At 54.7% G+C, this 17,619-nt stretch carries 19 protein-coding genes; 10 read left to right on the forward strand and 9 right to left on the reverse strand.

What is annotated here, in order from left to right; all coding sequences use genetic code 11:
- Positions 1 to 28: 28 nt before the first annotated feature.
- Together ACZF99_RS21675 and ACZF99_RS21680 are read right to left on the reverse strand one after the other, a co-directional pair.
- Positions 29 to 1,189 carry a transglutaminase domain-containing protein gene (locus ACZF99_RS21675; RefSeq protein WP_483607027.1) on the reverse strand — a complete coding sequence of 387 codons (1,161 nt, stop codon included), beginning with the start codon at positions 1,187 to 1,189 and terminating at the stop codon, positions 29 to 31.
- A gap of 35 nt (positions 1,190 to 1,224) precedes the next feature.
- Positions 1,225 to 1,656, reverse strand: a complete 432-nt coding sequence (locus tag ACZF99_RS21680; RefSeq protein ID WP_483607029.1) for a hypothetical protein — start codon at positions 1,654 to 1,656, stop codon at positions 1,225 to 1,227.
- Positions 1,657 to 1,943: 287 nt separating this feature from the next.
- Here ACZF99_RS21680 and ACZF99_RS21685 point away from each other — a divergent pair, with 287 nt between their 5' ends.
- Together ACZF99_RS21685 and ACZF99_RS21690 are read left to right on the forward strand one after the other, a co-directional pair.
- The gene (locus ACZF99_RS21685) at positions 1,944 to 2,993 is read left to right on the forward strand and encodes an ArsR/SmtB family transcription factor (RefSeq protein WP_483607031.1); all 1,050 of its coding nucleotides are present in this window, start codon (positions 1,944 to 1,946) and stop codon (positions 2,991 to 2,993) included.
- Positions 2,994 to 3,140: 147 nt separating this feature from the next.
- Positions 3,141 to 4,871 (forward strand): ABC transporter ATP-binding protein, encoded by a 1,731-nt coding sequence (locus tag ACZF99_RS21690; RefSeq protein WP_483607032.1) that lies wholly within the window; start codon positions 3,141 to 3,143, stop codon positions 4,869 to 4,871.
- On the opposite strand, the gene ACZF99_RS21695 is transcribed toward ACZF99_RS21690, so the two are convergent.
- Positions 4,808 to 4,972 (reverse strand): hypothetical protein, encoded by a 165-nt coding sequence (locus ACZF99_RS21695; RefSeq protein ID WP_483607034.1) that lies wholly within the window; start codon positions 4,970 to 4,972, stop codon positions 4,808 to 4,810. The genes ACZF99_RS21690 and ACZF99_RS21695 overlap by 64 nt on opposite strands.
- Positions 4,973 to 5,077: 105 nt before the next feature.
- Here ACZF99_RS21695 and ACZF99_RS21700 point away from each other — a divergent pair, with 105 nt between their 5' ends.
- The 4 genes from ACZF99_RS21700 (at position 5,078) to ACZF99_RS21715 (ending at position 9,377) form a co-directional block, all read left to right on the forward strand.
- A complete protein-coding gene (locus ACZF99_RS21700; RefSeq protein ID WP_483607035.1) occupies positions 5,078 to 6,247 on the forward strand; it encodes an MFS transporter in 1,170 nt (389 codons plus the stop codon).
- A 140-nt stretch (positions 6,248 to 6,387) separates the two neighbouring features.
- Positions 6,388 to 6,513, forward strand: a complete 126-nt coding sequence (locus ACZF99_RS21705) for a hypothetical protein (RefSeq protein WP_483607037.1) — start codon at positions 6,388 to 6,390, stop codon at positions 6,511 to 6,513.
- A 164-nt stretch (positions 6,514 to 6,677) separates the two neighbouring features.
- A complete protein-coding gene (locus tag ACZF99_RS21710) occupies positions 6,678 to 8,759 on the forward strand; it encodes a serine hydrolase domain-containing protein (protein ID WP_483607038.1) in 2,082 nt (693 codons plus the stop codon).
- A gap of 267 nt (positions 8,760 to 9,026) precedes the next feature.
- Positions 9,027 to 9,377: a toprim domain-containing protein gene (locus ACZF99_RS21715; protein WP_483607039.1), complete on the forward strand. Its 351-nt coding sequence runs from the start codon at positions 9,027 to 9,029 to the stop codon at positions 9,375 to 9,377.
- 247 nt (positions 9,378 to 9,624) lie between these two features.
- On the opposite strand, the gene ACZF99_RS21720 is transcribed toward ACZF99_RS21715, so the two are convergent.
- The 4 genes from ACZF99_RS21720 to ACZF99_RS21735 all read right to left on the reverse strand — a co-directional run bounded on the left by ACZF99_RS21720 (position 9,625) and on the right by ACZF99_RS21735 (position 12,887).
- A complete protein-coding gene (locus tag ACZF99_RS21720; RefSeq protein ID WP_483607041.1) occupies positions 9,625 to 10,224 on the reverse strand; it encodes an SCO family protein in 600 nt (199 codons plus the stop codon).
- A gap of 13 nt (positions 10,225 to 10,237) precedes the next feature.
- A complete protein-coding gene (gene cyoE, locus ACZF99_RS21725; RefSeq protein ID WP_483607043.1) occupies positions 10,238 to 11,176 on the reverse strand; it encodes a heme o synthase in 939 nt (312 codons plus the stop codon).
- A gap of 420 nt (positions 11,177 to 11,596) precedes the next feature.
- On the reverse strand, positions 11,597 to 12,580 hold the full coding sequence (gene trpS / locus ACZF99_RS21730) for a tryptophan--tRNA ligase (RefSeq protein WP_483607044.1): 984 nt from the start codon (positions 12,578 to 12,580) through the stop codon (positions 11,597 to 11,599).
- 181 nt (positions 12,581 to 12,761) lie between these two features.
- Positions 12,762 to 12,887, reverse strand: coding sequence for a hypothetical protein (locus ACZF99_RS21735; protein ID WP_483607046.1), 126 nt, complete (start codon positions 12,885 to 12,887; stop codon positions 12,762 to 12,764).
- Between the two features lie 179 nt (positions 12,888 to 13,066).
- Here ACZF99_RS21735 and ACZF99_RS21740 point away from each other — a divergent pair, with 179 nt between their 5' ends.
- A complete protein-coding gene (locus tag ACZF99_RS21740) occupies positions 13,067 to 14,041 on the forward strand; it encodes an aldose epimerase family protein (RefSeq protein ID WP_483607048.1) in 975 nt (324 codons plus the stop codon).
- Positions 14,042 to 14,213: 172 nt separating this feature from the next.
- A complete protein-coding gene (locus ACZF99_RS21745; RefSeq protein ID WP_483607049.1) occupies positions 14,214 to 14,441 on the forward strand; it encodes an alpha/beta-type small acid-soluble spore protein in 228 nt (75 codons plus the stop codon).
- Positions 14,442 to 14,556: 115 nt separating this feature from the next.
- Here ACZF99_RS21745 and ACZF99_RS21750 read toward each other — a convergent pair whose 3' ends face one another.
- Positions 14,557 to 14,973, reverse strand: a complete 417-nt coding sequence (locus tag ACZF99_RS21750; RefSeq protein WP_483607050.1) for an O-methyltransferase — start codon at positions 14,971 to 14,973, stop codon at positions 14,557 to 14,559.
- A 209-nt stretch (positions 14,974 to 15,182) separates the two neighbouring features.
- On the reverse strand, positions 15,183 to 16,985 hold the full coding sequence (locus tag ACZF99_RS21755; RefSeq protein WP_483607051.1) for a M3 family oligoendopeptidase: 1,803 nt from the start codon (positions 16,983 to 16,985) through the stop codon (positions 15,183 to 15,185).
- A 109-nt stretch (positions 16,986 to 17,094) separates the two neighbouring features.
- Between ACZF99_RS21755 and ACZF99_RS21760 the strand changes: the two genes are divergently transcribed.
- Complete coding sequence (locus ACZF99_RS21760) at positions 17,095 to 17,298, forward strand: YycC family protein (RefSeq protein ID WP_483607052.1); 204 nt, start codon at positions 17,095 to 17,097, stop codon at positions 17,296 to 17,298.
- Complete coding sequence (locus ACZF99_RS21765; RefSeq protein ID WP_483607054.1) at positions 17,295 to 17,525, forward strand: hypothetical protein; 231 nt, start codon at positions 17,295 to 17,297, stop codon at positions 17,523 to 17,525. Before ACZF99_RS21760 ends, ACZF99_RS21765 begins: the two co-directional genes overlap by 4 nt.
- Positions 17,526 to 17,619: the final 94 nt, after the last annotated feature.

The raw sequence follows: 17,619 nt of genomic DNA on the forward strand, positions 1-17,619 counted from the left end.
CCCGGCGCCCGGCGCTGCGTTTTCGCATTTAAATCAGCTTGTCGGGGACGTGGGTTTCGCTGAAAGCCGGCGGATTAAACCAATCCCCGCTTTTGGCCCACGTGGAATCCAGCGGAATCCAGGCGTTCTTCTCGGTCAAATACACTTCGTTCCAGGCATGCGGCCCATATCCGCCTTGCCCGTCGTAACCGAGTCCGGTCACGACCTTGACCTGAAGGCCCACGGATCTGGCCATCACGGCGTACAGCCGCGAATAATCGATGCACACGCCGCGTTTCGTATCAAACGTCATTTGCGGGGTTTGCTCGTGCCAGATTCCTCTTTCCTCGTAGTCTTTCACTTTATCGTAATCGTATGACACCCGGGTCCCGACCCAGTCGTACAGAAGGCGGGCCTTCTGTTCGTCGGTATCCGCGCCTTTCGTAATATCCGCCGCGGCTAGTTCGACGGAATCCGGGATGTTGGCGTCAATGATTTCATATTTCTGCTGCAGGATGCTGCCAAGCTCCGCTTCCACGCTGCGGGTGAACACCGGCAGCTTCTCCTTGATCAAATTGCCGGTGAGCGGCTCGATGACCGTTTTCGCCCCCTGCTGATAAACCGGCGAAGCCTCCACGTAGCGGCTGAACCCGCTGTTCGGGTACAACGTCACGGCGATAAACAACACGGCAATCAGCATCAGACAACGCGCCGCCCCGATCACCGCGCCGATGCCGGCGCCGGTCAAACGGCTGAGCAGCGTGGCCGGACGGTCACCGCCGGAGAACAGCCAGCCAAAGAGGCCGCTTCCCCCTCGGAAGAACAGCATCGCGAATCCCGCCAAGGTCCGGATAAGCCAATACAGCAGAAGGAATACGACCGCAAACCGCATCAGCGGAAAATCCCGCACCGCCATGACCAGCGTGTACAGAACCTGCTCCCACCGAGCCAGTTCCCGCTCGGGAAGCGGAAGAGCCGACAGCCAAGCCTGAACCTTCGGCGACGCCCACATCGATAACGGAACGGCGATCGCGATGCCGACCAACGATAATACGCCGCCACTTAGCAAGGAGAACAGACGGCCGGCGGAGCGGGAAGCGCCGCGCACCAAGCCCTGCAGCACCGAACCGAGCAACACGGCCAGCAGCAGCACCGTTATCCAGTTATATTCGCTTAGGGTTTGCAACAATGTCGTCATGTCCTGTTTCATGAGTTCCTCCGTCCAATCTGGCTGCTTTGTATGCTCTATTGGGAATTCCGCTTGGCTTCCTGGACAAATGCCTCCAACGTGTCGTTCATCGACCATTCTCCCATCGAGACACCGCGGAACGATACCTTCACTTTATCGCTGCCCGCTTGACCGGTAACCTCGAGATTCGGGGTCGTAATGGTAAACGTACCGTCCGGATTTTGCGCCAGTTCCGCTTCCTTCGCTTCGTTCTTCATCATGTTCAACACTTCGGTTTTGCTGATGTCTTTGACCGTCGTTACCGCATCACCGATGTCCTTCATCGTGATGCCGCTGTAAATGATGATAAATGCGGCGATCACCAGCACCAGCGCCCATTTCACGACCGTTCTGACGAAATTCAGCACGAAGAACAGGATGACCAGGGCTACGACGATCACCAGCCAGTTTTCCTTCAGAAATTCAGTCCATACTTGTACATCAAACATGATGATCCTCCATCTTTAGATTTCTTTCATTTTGATTCTACCCCATTATACATGATGGCCCAAGGCCATGTCAGCTTAACCCCGGTTTCCGCCCAACCCGCTGCATCTCTCCAAATATCCCCCCCTTGCAAAGGGGTTAAGTGCGTCTTTGTGGGAGTAAATGTGCCACTTTTCCGAAGTTGGGCACCCTTGGGCAGGAAGCATTGCCTTTAAAGCGGTTGCTTGAACATTCGGTTATACGGAAATATAATAAATTAGATAGATACCAAACTCAATCTGGAGGCGCTATGAATCTCGATATTTGCGAAGAACTCGATCCGGTATTTGAGACGATGGGACTGCTGTTCGTCAGTTGTCACGCCGAGCGGCAAAAGCAGGAAACGATCAGCGAGCTGGACAAGTTCGGTCTGGACGGGGAAGCCTTTTACAACAAACATCTAAAAATGATCGACAGATACGTGCGGACCTTCAGCAAGCACCGGGTCATGGACGAACAAAACCCGCTGCCCTTGCTTCGCGAAGACGGTACCCTCTTTCTGCTTCTGCAGGGGCTCCTGGTCGAGAACAACCACTGGCTGAGCGGATTTTCCGCTGTTTCGGACGACGACATTCGCGGCCAACTGCTCATCGCTTTGGGCGAGCACTGGGGAGATCTGGACGCCCCGTTGCCGCCGCCTTCGCCGGATGAACTAACCACGCTCGATCAAATCGTCGCTTTTCTAAACCAATGTCCTTTCGACGAAGCGGTCAAATGGGACCTGATGCGCATCTTGCGGCAGCCGCGCGCGCAGCTCGGCCCGCTGGTGAACCTGGTCAACGCCAACCTGCCCGCTTACGAAAAAGCCCGCCGGGAGGTGGACAAGCCGCTGGGCAAGCTGATTCCCGCCTACGTCCAATCCGTACGGAAGCGTAAGGACGAGCAATTTATCAAGCTCGTCGAGATGTTCACCCAGAGTCCCTCGATCCATCCGGCGCTAATTATGCCTCTCGGCCAACATATGTTTCGGACTCACTGTTATTACGGCCTGTATGTGGACTCGCTTCCGATCCTCGACAAGACGTCGGCGGACGGGCTGGATTTTTTGCTGATGAGGCTGAAAGCGCTGGCCGACAAAAGCAAGCTGCAGATTCTCGCTTCGCTTAAGCTCAGCCCGAAATACAATCTGGAATTAGCCGAGCAATTGGGGCTGACCGCGGCCACGACTTCCCATCACATGAATGTGCTGCTCGCCTGCGGCCTGGTAGGCATCGAGAAGAAAAACGGCAAGGTGTACTACCATCCGGACGAGAGTAACATCAAACGGTTTTTAAACGATGTGGAGCAATTCTTAATATAACGAGCCTGAATTCCCGGGGTAACCGGGAATTTTTATTTTGAACTAATATAAGGTTACTATCTAACTTATTTGACGAATACCAAATTCATATGATATTCTCTCCTTGCAAATAAGATTATTATCTAATTTATAAGGAGTTGTTCTATGATGAAACCGTTCGTCCGGCAAAATAAATGGCTATTGGGCTTCACCCTGCTGTTTGGCGCCGTCGCTTCGGCAGCGAGCGTCCTGATCGCTTTGGTCTTGCAGAAAATTATCGACGCCGCCCTGCAGGGGGACTGGAAGCTGTTTTGGCAAATCATGCTAATTTCGGTCGTTTATTTGCTGCTCCTGGGATTGCTCGACTTCGCCTACTCGGTTTGCAGCAAAGCGCTGATCCGCAATCTGACGATCTTCTTGCGGGAACGGGTGTACCGGGGCGTATTCGCCCGCGACGCCTCCGCTTACTCGGCAGCCAACTCGGCGGATTATCTGTCGGCATTAACCAATGACATCAAGCTGCTGGAAGAAAACTACATGCGCCCCGCGCTCGACACCCTGCAGCACCTGATCGTCTTCGTGTTTTCTCTGATCGTCCTGCTTTACCTAAGTCCGCTGGTCACCGGCATCCTGCTCGCCAGCATGGTTTTGATGTTCGTCGTGCCCTCGCTCTTCGGGCAGGCGCTGCAGGAGAAACAGAGCGCCGTATCGACCCAACTGTCCCGGTTCACGATCCGTTTGAAAGACCTGTTGGGCGGGTACGAAGTCATTCAATCGTATGCTCTGAACCAGCACGCCGAGCGGGAATTCCGCGAGCAGAACACCCGCGCCGCCAAGGTGAAATTCGCCGCCGACCGGCTGGTGGCCTTAAGCGAGAGCGTATCCCACACCCTGGCCATCCTCACCCAATTTTCCGTCGTCTTTATCGCCGCTTATCTTATTCTTACCGGCCGCCTGTCGGCGGGCAGCCTCGTCGCGCTGGTGCAGTTGAGCGGCGGGTTTGTCGGGCCGGTGCTGGGCATCATGCAAAACGTGCCTAAGATCAAAGGCGTCAAGCCGGTGCTGGAACGAATCGGCGCGTTAGCCGCGGAAGCGGACAGCCCGGAATCGGAGCAACTGCCGCCGGCATTCAACCGAAGTCTGGAAGCCCGCCAACTGCAGTTTGCCTATCGGCCGGAGCAGCCGGTGATTTCCGAGATCAATCTGGAGCTAAAAAAAGGGGGGAAATACGCTTTGGTCGGCCCCAGCGGCTGCGGTAAATCCACACTCGTTAAACTGCTCACCGGGTATTACCGCCCCGGCGAAGGCTCGGTCCTGCTCGATGGCAACGATGCGGACGCGCTGGGCCGGGATCGGCTCAGGCGGCTAGCCGCGGTCATTCACCAGAATGTATACATGTTCGATGCGGATATCCGTCACAACATTTGTCTGTATGAGGACTTTTCGGAGGAAGCGCTGGAGGGCGCCCTAAAAATGAGCGGAATCGGCAAGTTCTTGCCCAGTTTGCCCGCAGGGCTGCTCTCCCCCGTCGGTGAGAACGGCTCACTTCTGTCCGGGGGCCAGCGCCAGCGTATTGCCGTGGCCCGGGCGCTGATCCGCAACAAACCGCTGCTGGTGCTGGATGAAGCCACCTCGGCCATCGATATGCAGACCGCTTACGAGATTGAAAGCAGGCTGCTGTCGCTGGACGGCCTGACCCTGATCACCATCACCCATAACATGAGCGAGAACCTGCTCGGGTTATATGATGAAATTATTTATATGGAGGAAGGGCGAATTGCCGAAAGAGGCCCTCTAACGGAGCTGCTGGAACGCGAGGGCAAATTCGCGCGGTTCTACACGTTGGAGCGCGAACAGCAGTTGAACACCGATCCGGCCGCGAGTACGGTGGCGTTGTAACGCAGGCAAGCTTTGACATCGTCCACCAGACCCATTTTCGCGTAAATCTTGCCCCTAAAGCCAAGCACGGCTTTGCGCTGCAGGCCATCCACATGTTCCATGATCTGCGGCATACCGACTCATCATTTCTATGAGGTAATAAGTTCGTCCAGGGCAGCGTACAAGTAATAACAATGATTCATTTTACGAAAAAGGAGGGGCGACGCGTGAAAATCGCCTTTTGGCTGTATTTCTTTATGTTTCTGGCTTTCTTCGACCTGCACGCCCAGTATCCGATCCTGACTCCATTCGCCTTGTCGCTTGGGGCCGCACCGACGTTTATCGGTTGGATGATGGGTATCTACGCGCTGACGCACCTGCCGGGCAATCTGCTGGCCGGCCAAGGCGTTGACCGTCACGGCAGCAAGAGGTACATGATCTTCAGCCTGCTGACCGCCGGGGGGATCCTGCTTCTTCAGGCCCACGTCACGGAACCGTGGCAGTTGCTGGTGCTGCGCTCGATCAGCGGATTCGTCCTGGCCTTTTTATCTCCGGCCTGCCTGGCGATGCTTGCTTCGCTATCCAAAAATCCGGTGCAGCAAGGCAAGCTGATGGCCGGTCACGGGGTCATGCATACCGTCGCCTCCGTCGTGTCGCCGGCCGCCGGCGCCTTCCTGGTCGCACAATCCGGTTATACGATCACCTTCCAGATGCTGGGTTGGCTGCTGATCTCGACGGGGATCATCGCCGTATTCACGATCAAGGAACCTTCCCGCTCGCCGGCGGAAGTTCTGGCCAAACCGGGATCCGCCAAGGCGCAGGTACCGGTCAAAATCAACGTGATCCCCCTGCGTTATTACCTGTTTCCGCTCGCCGTCGCCTGTTCTCAGGGCATATTGTTTTTCGAGCTCCCGCTCCAGGCCGGCGGGACCGAAGGCATTTTGCATACGGGCATCTATTTCTCCATTATCAGCTTAGGGGCGCTTGTGACGTTGTCGATGCTATTTTTGAGCCGTTACTCCCCTTATTTAAGAGCGGGCATCGGCATTCTGGGCATCGCCTTATCCTTTTTCGCACTGGCGGCGCTTGATTTCATCCCGCTTCCCGTCACGCTGTTCATCTTGGGGATGGCCAAAGGGGTGGTGTTCCCCGCCATGGCTTCGCTGTTTATCGATTTGAGCGGCGGTAAACGCCTGGGGACCGTCTTTTCGCTGCAATCGATCGCCATGTCGGTCGGCTCATTTATCGGCCCGATCGCGGCGGGAGCGCTCCACGGTTCTTATTCGCCTTATTTTCTAGCCTTCTTTGTGCTGATGATGACCCTTATCCTCGTCCCGCCCAAAAAGCACGCCGACACTCTCCCTCCCCCGATCGGCGCCGGCACCGGACACCCCTGATCCGGGCTTCCGCCCCCGGGACAGGGGACCGGATATTTCGCGCCGCCTTAGGCTGCCGCACAGGGCACATCATACGGTCCTACATATGATAATCGTGTAGTAACCGATAATCGATCCTGTCGAAAGCGGGGTGAACACAGATGGGTGGCGTTGACAATTGCGGACCGGGCCCGGTGGGTCCTGGCTACGGCTTCTGGACATCGACGGGGACGATCCTCGTGTTGTACATTTTGCTGGTCATCATTCTCCGTGCTCCTTTTTATTGATTCCGGCAAGATCCCGACCTGCACACCGGTCTGCCCTTCGGCAGACCGATTTGCGTTTGTGCGGTTCGCTTTGCGGCCTGTTTCCCTTATGGTTCCGAAATATGTGAACCCTCCCCTAACTTGTAAACGTACTAAAGATATATCGATAAATAGGAGGGGTTTAGTTGAAGAAAAAACGAAATGCGTTTCTTGCCATCATCCTTGCTCTTACCCTGTTGATGCCGGCCGGCGTCATGGCGGCTGAAGCGCCCATAAGCGGCACTGCACCGCAAGGCCTCGAGGAAATCGCCGCCGAGAAGGCCGCGCTGCTTACCGGCACCTATGGAACAACCAGCGTCCAATACGCCTTGGTGGACAACGGCAAGATCATCGTCTCCGGAGAAGCCGGCAAGAATGACGCGGCCGGGAAGTTGCCGCTGACCTCCGAAACGATGTACGGAATCGGTTCGACCAGTAAAATGTTCACGACCGCCGCGGTCATGAAACTGGTTGACCAGGGCAAAATCAACCTCGACTCCCCTTTGGTGAATTACATAGCGGAGTTTAAGATGAAGGACGAACGGTATAAACAGATCACGCCGCGGATGCTGCTTAACCACTCATCAGGACTGCAGGGGTCCAGCCTCGCCAACGCCTTTTTGTTCGAGGATAACGACACCTACGCGCATGATACGCTGCTGAGCCAGCTGGCCGAACAGTCTCTGAAGGCCGACCCTGGCGCGTATTCGGTTTATAGCAACGACGGGTTTACGCTGGCGGAAATTTTGGTCGAACGCGTTAGCGGTGCGGATTTTACCGACTATATCCACCGGGAATTCACCGGGCCGCTCGGCCTGAAACACACGCTGACGTCGCAGGACGATCTTGAAGCAAGCAAGCTCGCTGCGCTCTACGCGCCGGGAGTTCCGGAGCAACTGCCGAATGAAACGGTAAATGTGATCGGAACGGGGGGGATTTATTCGACCGCCGAGGACTTGGTGAAGTTCGCCGGATTGTTTACGGGCGAAGCCAAAGACATTCTATCCCCACAAGCGGTTAACGCAATGGCGCAGCCGGAATATAAAAGGGGCATATGGCCGCAGGACGCCGACAACAGCGTTGATTACGGACTTGGCTGGGATAGCGTGAAGCTGTTCCCCTTCAGCGAGTACGGCATCAAGGCGCTGGCCAAAGGCGGAGATACGCTGATGTACCATGCCGAGCTCGTCGTTTTGCCGGAACAGAAGATGGCCGCAGCCGTTCTATCCTCCGGCGGCTCCAGTTCGCTCAACCAACTGCTCGCGAACGAACTGCTGCTTCAGGCGTTACAGGATAAAGGAACGATTAAGGAGCTTAAGCCGGCCAAATCCTTCGGTACGCCGGAAAAAGCGGAGATGCCGGAAGAGCTGACCCAGTACAGCGGGTTCTACGGAGCGACGAATCAATTGATCCGCATCGACGTGGCGGAGGGGGAGCTCAACATCACCTCACCGTTTGCTCCGGGCGAATCCTTGGATCTCCCCAAACTGATCTATACGAAGGACGGGACGTTCGTCAGCGAAGACGGCTCCCTGAAGGTCACTTTCGTGAAGGAGAAGAACGGCCGCACCTATCTCTGGGAAAGACAATATGCCTCCGTTCCCGAATTGGGACAACTGGCTTTGAATCTCTACTCCGCGGAGAAACTGGAAGCGAACGAGATTACGCCGAACGTTGAGGCCGCTTGGAAGCAGCGCGACGGGAAATCCTATTTCCTGGTATCGGAAAAATACAGCTCGATGGCTTACTTTATGACGCTGCCCATTTACCAAATCACTCGTACCGACAGCCTGCCCGGCTACGTGATGGACAAACAAATCACGGGTCCCGATTCGTTGATGGGCAAACATGCGGTTCCCATTACGGGCAGCCGCGATTCAGCGGAATTCCGTTTCTTTACCCAAGCCGGAAGCGAATACTTGGAAGCCGCCGGGGCCCTCTACTTGAGCGGAGAACAAATCAAGGAGCTGTACCCCGGCAAGAAGTCCTCGGTGACCTTGCGTCCGACGGAACAGGCACGTTGGTTTAGCGTTCCGGCCAAAGCCGCCGGAAAAACCATGACCGTTGAGCTGCCGGCCAAATCGTCCTTTGCGGTCTACGATGCTGCCGGGGTTTGCGTGAACTTCTCGGTGGTCAGCGGAAACAACCAAGTGAAGCTGCCAGAGCAAGGAACCCTCGTGTTTATTGGCGATCCGGGTACGACTTTCCGTATTTCTTTGAACTCATAACCGTTTATATTTCAGTTAGCGCAAAAAAACAGGGGGCCTCGCCGTAAATCCGCGAGCGTATCCCTGTTTTTTCATCATTGTCGGCTGCATAGCGTTGGCTGGGTCACAACCTCCCCCTCTGCATCGCCGGATTATGCATTTTTGGATGGTTTGTACGATTTTTGGCACAAAAGCTTGTGAATCGCCCGCTTTGCATCACCCCCACACCAAGGGATAAACTAGAAACATACCTAACCGATCCATCCTTGATCCAGAGGTGATTTCAGATTGAACATCAGCATTATCGTGGAAGGCAAAAACGACCGCAGCAAGCTTCGCCGCCTTCTGGACGAAGAGATCCGCATTTATTGCACGTTCGGTACGCTCAATAACAACAAGCTGGAGAGCTTGCGCAAGAAAGTCAAAGACGACGAACTGTTCCTGTTCCTCGATAACGATCCGTCCGGCAAACGCATTCGCGGGGTGCTGCGGGACGCTTTTCCCGATGCGGCGCAAATCTACACGAGACGGGGTTACGCCGGGGTGGAAGGGACCCCTGACGAATATCTGATCGCCCAATTGGAAAAAGCCGGGCTGGAGGAGTATATCCTGTATCCCCCCAACACCGGCTTCCTATAGCGGCTTTTGATCGCGAAGTGAATTCAAAGGAGCGGACTCGGCATCGAATCTTGAATTCAGACGGTCGCTCCGTTGCTCACGTAGGATTTACCTACGCTCCGCTACTCACTCCCTCTCTTCATCCAACCTTCTCGGCGCTGAAAAGCCTAATTTTGATCGCGAAGTGAATTCAAAGGAGCGGACTCGGCGTCGAATCTTGAATTCAGACGGTCGCTCCGTTGCTCACGTAGGATTTACCTACGCTCCGCTATTCCTTAACCAGACCCGCGACGCCCGCGGCAATTTCGTCCGGCGTCGCCTCCGGCCGGTAAATCTCCCGCAGCCGGCCGTCGCGGTCCACGAGACCGATCAAGTCCATATGCACGAAGTTCCCGTCCTCGTCCTGATCAATCAGGATTTTAAACGAATCCATCGCCAGATCGATCGTCTTTTGCTGATCCCCGCGCAGGAAATACCAACCGGAATAATCCGCCTTGAATTTATCGCCAAACGCCTTGATATTCTCCAGCGTGTCGCGTTCCGGATCAAACGTGATCGATACGATGGACGCCTCTTTGCCGAACAGACCCTTATCCTTCAAAATATCCTGCACTTGGCTCAACCGGAAGGTCGTAATCGGGCACACGTCGGGGCAATTGGCGAAGAAGAAATAGAATAGCCGGACTTTGCCGTTCGTATCCTGCAGCGATACCGTCTTGCCGTCCACGTTTTCCATGCTAAAATCCGCAACGGGACGAATGACCGGCAGCTTGGGTTTGGCGTACGTATCCCAGAGCAGATATCCGGCCAAAATCACACAGATCGCCAGCAGAATCCACGTCCATTTGTATTTTTTCAAAACCGCCATTCCCCATCCCCCATTACAGCCTTACCGTATCCAATATCATGACGATCAAGGCAATCGTTAAATAATTGACCGAAAATAAAAATACCCGTTTCGCCCAAACATCGTTATCCTTCGCCCGGAATCCCTGAAGCGCCATAATCAGCCAGGCAACCGAAAGAACGCTGCCGATTGCCAGGAACCAGACGCCCGTATAGCCGTACGCATACATGAGAATCGGAATCGGAACGAGCAGAACGAGATAGGGAATCATCTGCAGCTTGGTCCGCGGAATGCCTTTGACGACAGGCAGCAACGGAAAACCGGCCGCCCGGTATTCCTCCGTGCGGCGAATCCCCAGCGCCCAGAAATGGGGCGGCTGCCACAGGAAGAGCAGGGCGAACAGCATCCAGGCGCCCAGGTCGATGCGGCCCGAGGCAGCGACATAGCCGATAACCGGAGGCATGGCGCCGGATATCGCGCCGATCGACGTGCTCCAGGTCGAGCTGCGCTTGAGCCACAGCGTATAAACGACCACATAGACGAACATGCCTGCCATACCGAACAACCCGGCCAACGGACCGGAGAAGGCATACAATACCGATAAGCCTGAGACACCCAAAATCACCGCATACCACAACACCGTCTTCGGAGACAATTTCCCCGTGGGAAGAGCGCGGTTCTTCGTCCGGGCCATCTTCATATCCATTTCCCGGTCGAAATAATTGTTAAAAACACAAGACGACGCCATCACCAGCGCCGTACCCAGCAGCATGACAATTAATGGAATATAATCGAGTTCCCAGCGGGAAGCCACCCAAAATCCGGCAAACGCGGCGATCAGGTTCGAGCGCAAAATGCCCGGTTTGGTCAAGGCGATGAAGTCTTTCCAAGTCGCTGTCTCTCCCGGAGGAGTAGGTCTCACGGACAACGCAGCGGATTCCGCAGAAGCCTGAACACTTATTGGTTTGTCCACGCGCGATTCAATCCTCCTACAATTGGAATAGAGTTAATTTAAGTGCACCTATATCGATCGTTCATAAAATTTTCAACATTTTAAGCCTCTCGCTATAAACTTTATCATATCAAAACCCAGAAGTGTTTGACAATCGATGGAATATCGCATGATAACTATGACAATTTGGTGACACGAAAGCCGCCGGGCGTGTCCCGGCGGCTTTCGTGGATATGATATTTATTTGTCCAAACAAAGCCGGATCAGATCATCTACATGCGCCGTAGCCAAACACTCTACCGTATCTGCTGCACCGTGATTTACCGTACCTGAACCCTCGTTTTGTCTCCCTCCGTCATCCAGCAGAACGCTCGAATGGAAAAAGGGTCTGCCCGAGGCAATCTTCAGCCCCAAGCACACCCTGTCCCATTCTTCTTCCCGTTATTTCCCGACAAACCCCATCAGGCGCTGGACATCCTGCAGCGTTTTCTCGGCCATTTCGGACGCTCTTTCCGCGCCTTGCCGCAAAATGCTGCGCAGTTCCCCCGACTCGCGAATCTCGCGGTAGCGCTGCTGGAGCGGCTCCAGCACGCCGACGACGACTTCGGCCAGGTCCTTCTTGAACGGCCCGTACATTTGCCCTTCGTAACGCCGCTCCACCTCGGCGATCGAGAGCCCCGAGCATTGGCTGTAGATCGTGATCAAATTGCTGACCTCCGGCTTGCCCGCCGGATCGAATCTGACCTCGCGGCCCGAATCCGTGGTCGCCCGGCTGATCTTCTTGCGGATCTCGTCCGGCGTATCCAAGAGCGCAATGTAGCTGCCCGGATTCGGATTGCTTTTGCTCATTTTCTTGGAGGCGTCGTCCAGGGACATGATTCGTGCGCCAACTTCCGGAATATACGGATCCGGCAGTGTAAAGTAGTCGCCGAACCGGTGATTGAACCGTCCGGCCAAATCGCGGGTCAATTCCAGATGCTGCTTCTGGTCTTCCCCGACCGGCACCAGGTCCGCGTTATAAATCAAGATGTCCGCCGCCATCAAAGCGGGATAGACGAACAGCCCCGCCCCGACGGACTCCTTGCCGGCCGACTTGTCTTTGAATTGCGTCATCCGTTCCAATTCGCCCATCGAGGTGAGCGTCGTTAACAGCCATCCGAGCTGCGCATGCTGCATGACGTGGGATTGCAGGTACACATTGGCTTTGTTCGGGTCGATGCCGGCGGCGATATACAGCGCCGCCACCGCTTCGGATTGCTCCGTCAGCGCGGCCGGCTCCTGCGGAACCGTGATCGCGTGCAGATCCACGACCATAAAGTTGCAGGCATGTTCATGCTGCAAGGTGACGAAATTTTTGATGGCTCCGATGTAATTGCCCAGCGTCAGCTTGCCGCTGGGTTGGATGCCGGATAGTACTTTTTTCATGACGGAAACTCCTCCTTCATCTCGTTAAGGTTTACGTAGATCCCCGTGTTGATGCGGGTGCAGCCGCCTAAATGCAAAAAGGCCCCACGCCCGCAAGGGACGTGAGACCGTGGTGCCACCCTCTTTTGCCGATTCATGGAGCAACCCTTGCGGCATCGGTAGACGCCGGCCCTCCTAACAATCAGCCTTTCCGATCCGTAACGTGGATCAAGCGGCCGGCATACTGGCAAAAGGCCCGCGTCCCCTTGCGTTCAACCCGGCGCTCCGAGGCCCATTCGGCGCAAGCTCCTCCGCCGGTTCGCATCATCCACCGGCTTTCTGCATGTCGGATTCTTCGCTTACTTCCCCTCATCATCGCATTATGGTTATGCCTATCATCTTAAATTGCACAGGCCATGGTGTCAATTCCATTTTTCGTCCAACGGAAAAAGTGTTATGATTAGTCTAGCTTGAAGGATCTGATTATGTGGGAAAAGGAGCAACGATATGAAAAAGGTGACCAAAGGGCAATGGAACGGTTACGATACGTACATCTTACATAGCCGCGAACTTGAAGTCACGCTGCTACCCCGCCTCGGAAATAACATTATTCGTATATGGGACAATGTCCAGCAGCGCGATGTGCTGCGTCATCCGGAAGAAAACGAGCTTGAATTCTATTTGCAGAAGCCCTATCATTTCGGCATCCCGCTCTTGACTCCTCCCGGGCGCATTCGCCGAGGGCGGTTCACGTATGCCGGGCAGGAATATCAGTTCGACCGCAACACGGCGAACGACAATCACATTCATGGGTTGCATCGGACGCAGAGCTGGTGCGTAAGCGATATCGAAGAGGATGATGAAGGCTGCGCCATTACGACCGAATTCGTAACCGCCGACGATCCCGGCTGGATCCGGCAATATCCCGAGCCGTTGAAGCTGGAGATGACGCTCAGGCTGCAGGGAGCAAGCTTGAAGCAAACCTTTAGAATTACCCACCTGGGCCAAAATCCCGCTCCCTTCGGTTTGGGCCTGCATACCTGGTTTCAGATTGACGGCGAGCCCCATCGCTGGAATCTGCAGTTGCCCGTGTCGGACCTCTTCGTTCCGGACGAGGAAAATATCCCTACCGGAGAAACCGCTCCGTTAGGCGTTTGGGAAGCGTTAAACTCGGGCATGAACCTGCAGGGCGTCAATTGCGATACCATGCTGCGCATCGGCGGCAAACCGGTCGAAGCTTTGATGATGCGCGATGACGGCTACGGGCTTCGTTACGCTGCCGATCCGGAGCATTTTAAATTCTGGGTCATCTATTCGAAGGGCGAGGCGGATCAATTCTTCTGCATCGAGCCTTACACTTGGCTGCCGGACGCGCCGAATCTAACCCTTCCGGCCAACGAAACCGGACTCATCGAGCTGACGCCGCAGCAAACGCTGGAACTGAACCTTTCCTTGGAAATGATCTATCCGGATCACGGCTGATTGCAACCTTTTTTCAGAAATTCCGCCTTCTCGAGAGGGCGGTTTTTTTGCGTGGTTGCGCGATTTTTCGGCCCGAAGAAATAATTACCACTCCTATTGATTTGGGTGTCCCCGCATATTTTGCAACCTACGAACCATACTAACATCACAAACGCCAAAGGAGGTGACAAACATGGCAGGTCAAAGCCGCGGAAGCCGTAATAACCTTATTGTTCCTCAAGCAAACGCTGCGCTGCAACAACTGAAATTCGAAGCAGCTCAGGAATTGGGCGTACAAATTCCGCAAGACGGTTACTATGGGAACTACACTTCCCGTGAAACCGGATCTCTTGGGGGCTACATCACGAAACGTTTGGTTCAACTGGCGGAGCAGCAATTGTCGGGTCGTTCGAGCCTGTAACTTTGCATTCTCCAATTACCCACTATAGAAACAGGCGGTCTGCTCGGCAGATCGCCTGTTTCCCCGTGAATCCATAAGAATCGAAAGATCGTGATGCGCCTGCCGAAAACCAGTCTTAGGAAGATAGGTTTCTGTATGTATGTGTGCCGCTATCCTTATGCGGGTACCGCTGGATCAGCAAATTGGCCATGTTGTAATTCGATTCCATGACCGCATCGATGACCACGGCCCCTTGACGCAATGCGAATTCGTAGCTGATCTCGCCGTGCGTCCAGTAACGCTTGAACTGAAGCGCTTGAATCGCCATCGTCCGAAAAGAGTGGATTTGTTCCGCATTTAACCCATGAGGCTCTTCACTCAGCTGTCCGTTTCTTCCGGCAATCGGATTGTGGCGGATTCCAAACTTACCGACGGTATTATTCCGGATCTGCAGAAATACGGTTCCCGAAGACAACCCCGACAATTCCTCCTCCAGCTCCTTAAAGACCATGTCGATCTGCCTAACGAGCGAAATTTGCTCGGCTTTCAGCATATCCTCCCACCTTTCCCCAAAAATCGCAACCTATGATATAGGGCTTATGTCACATTATAGGATATATTTTCCTTTCAATCAACAATATGCAACATATTTGGTTATTAATCCCTAATAAATATGAATCCTTCGCCATCTTTCGGCAAAAATTAAAGCGGGCCTTCTCTCGAAAGCCCGCATCATGCGATGTTGGACAGGATCTCTTCCCTTTATCGGGTCAGTTCCAAAAATGCGTCGACATCGGCTACGTTCACCGCCATCGCTTCGCGCCAAAAATCCGGCTTCGTCAAATCGACGCCAAGATGTTTCGCGGCCAATTCTTCCACCGTCATCCGGCCGGTGTCTCGCAGCAGCGCATCGTATTTTGCCGCAAAGCTTTGGCCTTCCCGCTGCGCCAGCGCGTAAAGCCCGGTGCTGAACATATACCCAAAGGTGTAGGGGAAATTATAAAAAGGCACATCCGTGATATAGAAGTGCAGCTTGGACGCCCAGAAATGCGGATGATAGCTGCCCAGCGCGTCTTGGAAGGCTTCGCGTTGCGCTTCTTCCATCAGCTCGGACAGTTCGGCAGCATCCAGCACGCCTTGCCGGCGCTTCTCGTAGAACCGGGTTTCGAACAGGAAGCGGGCATGAATATTCATGTAGAAGGCTAGCGAATTTTGGACCTTGTCGGCGAGCAGAACGATTTTCTCCTGGTCATTCGCCGCATTTTTCACGAAGGCGTCGGCCAAGATCATTTCGGCAAACGTCGAAGCGGTCTCCGCCACGTTCATCGCATAGTCCTGATTAAAAATCGGCAGCTCTTCCATTACGTACTGGTGATAAGCATGCCCAAGCTCATGCGCCAGCGTATAAACGTTGGAAACCGTACCGCCGAACGTCATGAAAATCCGCGTTTGCTTGCTCTTCGGCAGGGAGGTGCAGAATCCACCCGGACGTTTGCCGGGACGGTCCTCCGCCTCGATCCAGCGTTTGTTGAACGCCATCGTGGCGAACTCGGCCAGCTTGGGGCTGAAATGACCAAACTGCTGGACGATGTCCTCGGCGGCCTGTTCATACGTAATTTTGCCGGCCGCTTGGCCCAGCGGGGAATCCACGTCGGTCCAGCTCAGTTTCTCTACGCCAAGCAGCTTGGCTTTGCGCTCCAGATAAGCCACGAATTTCGGCTTGTTTTCGACGATCACCTGCCACATCGTGTCCAACGTGGCTTGGGTCATCCGGTTGATGGCCAGCGGTTCCTTCAGAACATCGCCCCAACCGCGTTTTTCGTACAACTTCAGCCGAAACCCGGCCAACCGATTCAGCGTATCGGCGCAATAGTCCTCCGACTTCGTCCAAGCTTCCTCCCAACTGGCAAACACGCGCTCCCGTACGTTCCGGTCCGGGTCGTCCAGCTTGTTGGCAGCCTGGCCTACCGATAACGTCTTCACTTCGCCGTCCGCTTCTTCAAAAGACACGCCAACTTTGGAGACGATCGTATCGTAATGCTGGCCCCAGCCATGGTAGCCGTCCACGGCCAAGTCGGAAACCAGGTTTTCCAGCTCCGGCGCCAGCTTCTCCCGGGCTTGATCCCGCTTCTCGCGAAGCACGAAGGAGATCGGCGCGATTTCTTCCCGCTCCATCCAGGCTTGCCATACCTCATCGTTCGTCAACCGGAGAACGTTCCAGAACAGGGTCATGACATTGCTAAATGAGGCGTTTAAAGAGGTGATTCTGGCATCCAGTTGGATCGCTTTCTTGTCATGCTGATCCTGCGCGGTCAAACAGCCGACAAAGCTATTGGCTTCATGCAGACGGGCGGCCGCCGCTTGAAGATCCGCGATCAGGCCGTCCAGCGCTTTCGTTTCCTCCAGCGCGGTCGGCGCCTCCAGCGTTTGCAGCTTGGCCTGGAACGCGGCAACATCCCGTTCCAGGGCATTCAAATGATCGCGCAGCGCAGTGGAGGCCGAACCTCCCGGGAAAATGGTCTCCAGTTCCCAAGTGGGTTGTATCGTTCCGGAAAAACGTGACATAAATTTCGCTTCCTTTCCGCATCGTTAGGATTGATGGCTTATGGGATATCAGTGTATGCTAGTAAAGGCTGCACTATTATATAGATGCTACACACAGGAGGGATATGTGATGAAGCCGTTGCAAATTTCGGCGGATACCGCCGTGAAATTAGCCGCAAAGCTCAAAGTGCCGATCGAGCACCTTATGCATATGCCGCAGCACATTTTGATGCAAAAAATCGCTGAACTGGCCAAAGAGGAAGCGGGCAACACGTCCGCCGATTCGGGATCCGAGGCGGCCGGTCAAACCGGTCAAGAAACCGAACCTTCATGATCCCCTTCAATCAGTCGTGGCCCTATGACGTAGTCATGGGGGATGTATATGTACATGAGTGCCCGTTTTGCTCCAGCAGCAACGTGCTGCTGCCGCTGAAGCCCCGCGAGCTGAAAACGATCCATGAAGGCAAAAAGAAGCTGTTGGTTTTTCCCTGCTGCGGAAACAAGCTTCATGTCTTGGACTGCGACAGCGATTACCTGCTGACCGATACGGTCGTCCGGTAAAGCAATTGGCGCGGAACAAATGCGACGAATCGATTTCTCTGCATGACGAAGGGCCGCTTCCTCCGGGACGGCCCTTCGTCATGCCTGAATCGCC

It is taken from the genome of Paenibacillus sp. JL3B1040 (assembly GCF_057063165.1).

Excerpts from the sequence above, each read along its gene's own strand:
- ACZF99_RS21675 (WP_483607027.1), bottom strand. The coding sequence starts at position 1,189 with ATGAAACAGGACATGACGACATTGTTGCAAACCCTAAGCGAATATAAC.
- ACZF99_RS21680 (WP_483607029.1), bottom strand. The coding sequence starts at position 1,656 with ATGTTTGATGTACAAGTATGGACTGAATTTCTGAAGGAAAACTGGCTG.
- ACZF99_RS21685 (WP_483607031.1), top strand. The coding sequence starts at position 1,944 with ATGAATCTCGATATTTGCGAAGAACTCGATCCGGTATTTGAGACGATG.
- ACZF99_RS21690 (WP_483607032.1), top strand. The coding sequence starts at position 3,141 with ATGAAACCGTTCGTCCGGCAAAATAAATGGCTATTGGGCTTCACCCTG.
- ACZF99_RS21695 (WP_483607034.1), bottom strand. The coding sequence starts at position 4,972 with ATGGAACATGTGGATGGCCTGCAGCGCAAAGCCGTGCTTGGCTTTAGG.
- ACZF99_RS21705 (WP_483607037.1), top strand. The coding sequence starts at position 6,388 with ATGGGTGGCGTTGACAATTGCGGACCGGGCCCGGTGGGTCCTGGCTAC.
- ACZF99_RS21720 (WP_483607041.1), bottom strand. The coding sequence starts at position 10,224 with ATGGCGGTTTTGAAAAAATACAAATGGACGTGGATTCTGCTGGCGATC.
- trpS (WP_483607044.1), bottom strand. The coding sequence starts at position 12,580 with ATGAAAAAAGTACTATCCGGCATCCAACCCAGCGGCAAGCTGACGCTG.
- ACZF99_RS21735 (WP_483607046.1), bottom strand. The coding sequence starts at position 12,887 with ATGATGCGAACCGGCGGAGGAGCTTGCGCCGAATGGGCCTCGGAGCGC.
- ACZF99_RS21740 (WP_483607048.1), top strand. The coding sequence starts at position 13,067 with ATGAAAAAGGTGACCAAAGGGCAATGGAACGGTTACGATACGTACATC.
- ACZF99_RS21745 (WP_483607049.1), top strand. The coding sequence starts at position 14,214 with ATGGCAGGTCAAAGCCGCGGAAGCCGTAATAACCTTATTGTTCCTCAA.
- ACZF99_RS21750 (WP_483607050.1), bottom strand. The coding sequence starts at position 14,973 with ATGCTGAAAGCCGAGCAAATTTCGCTCGTTAGGCAGATCGACATGGTC.
- ACZF99_RS21755 (WP_483607051.1), bottom strand. The coding sequence starts at position 16,985 with ATGTCACGTTTTTCCGGAACGATACAACCCACTTGGGAACTGGAGACC.
- ACZF99_RS21760 (WP_483607052.1), top strand. The coding sequence starts at position 17,095 with ATGAAGCCGTTGCAAATTTCGGCGGATACCGCCGTGAAATTAGCCGCA.
- ACZF99_RS21765 (WP_483607054.1), top strand. The coding sequence starts at position 17,295 with ATGATCCCCTTCAATCAGTCGTGGCCCTATGACGTAGTCATGGGGGAT.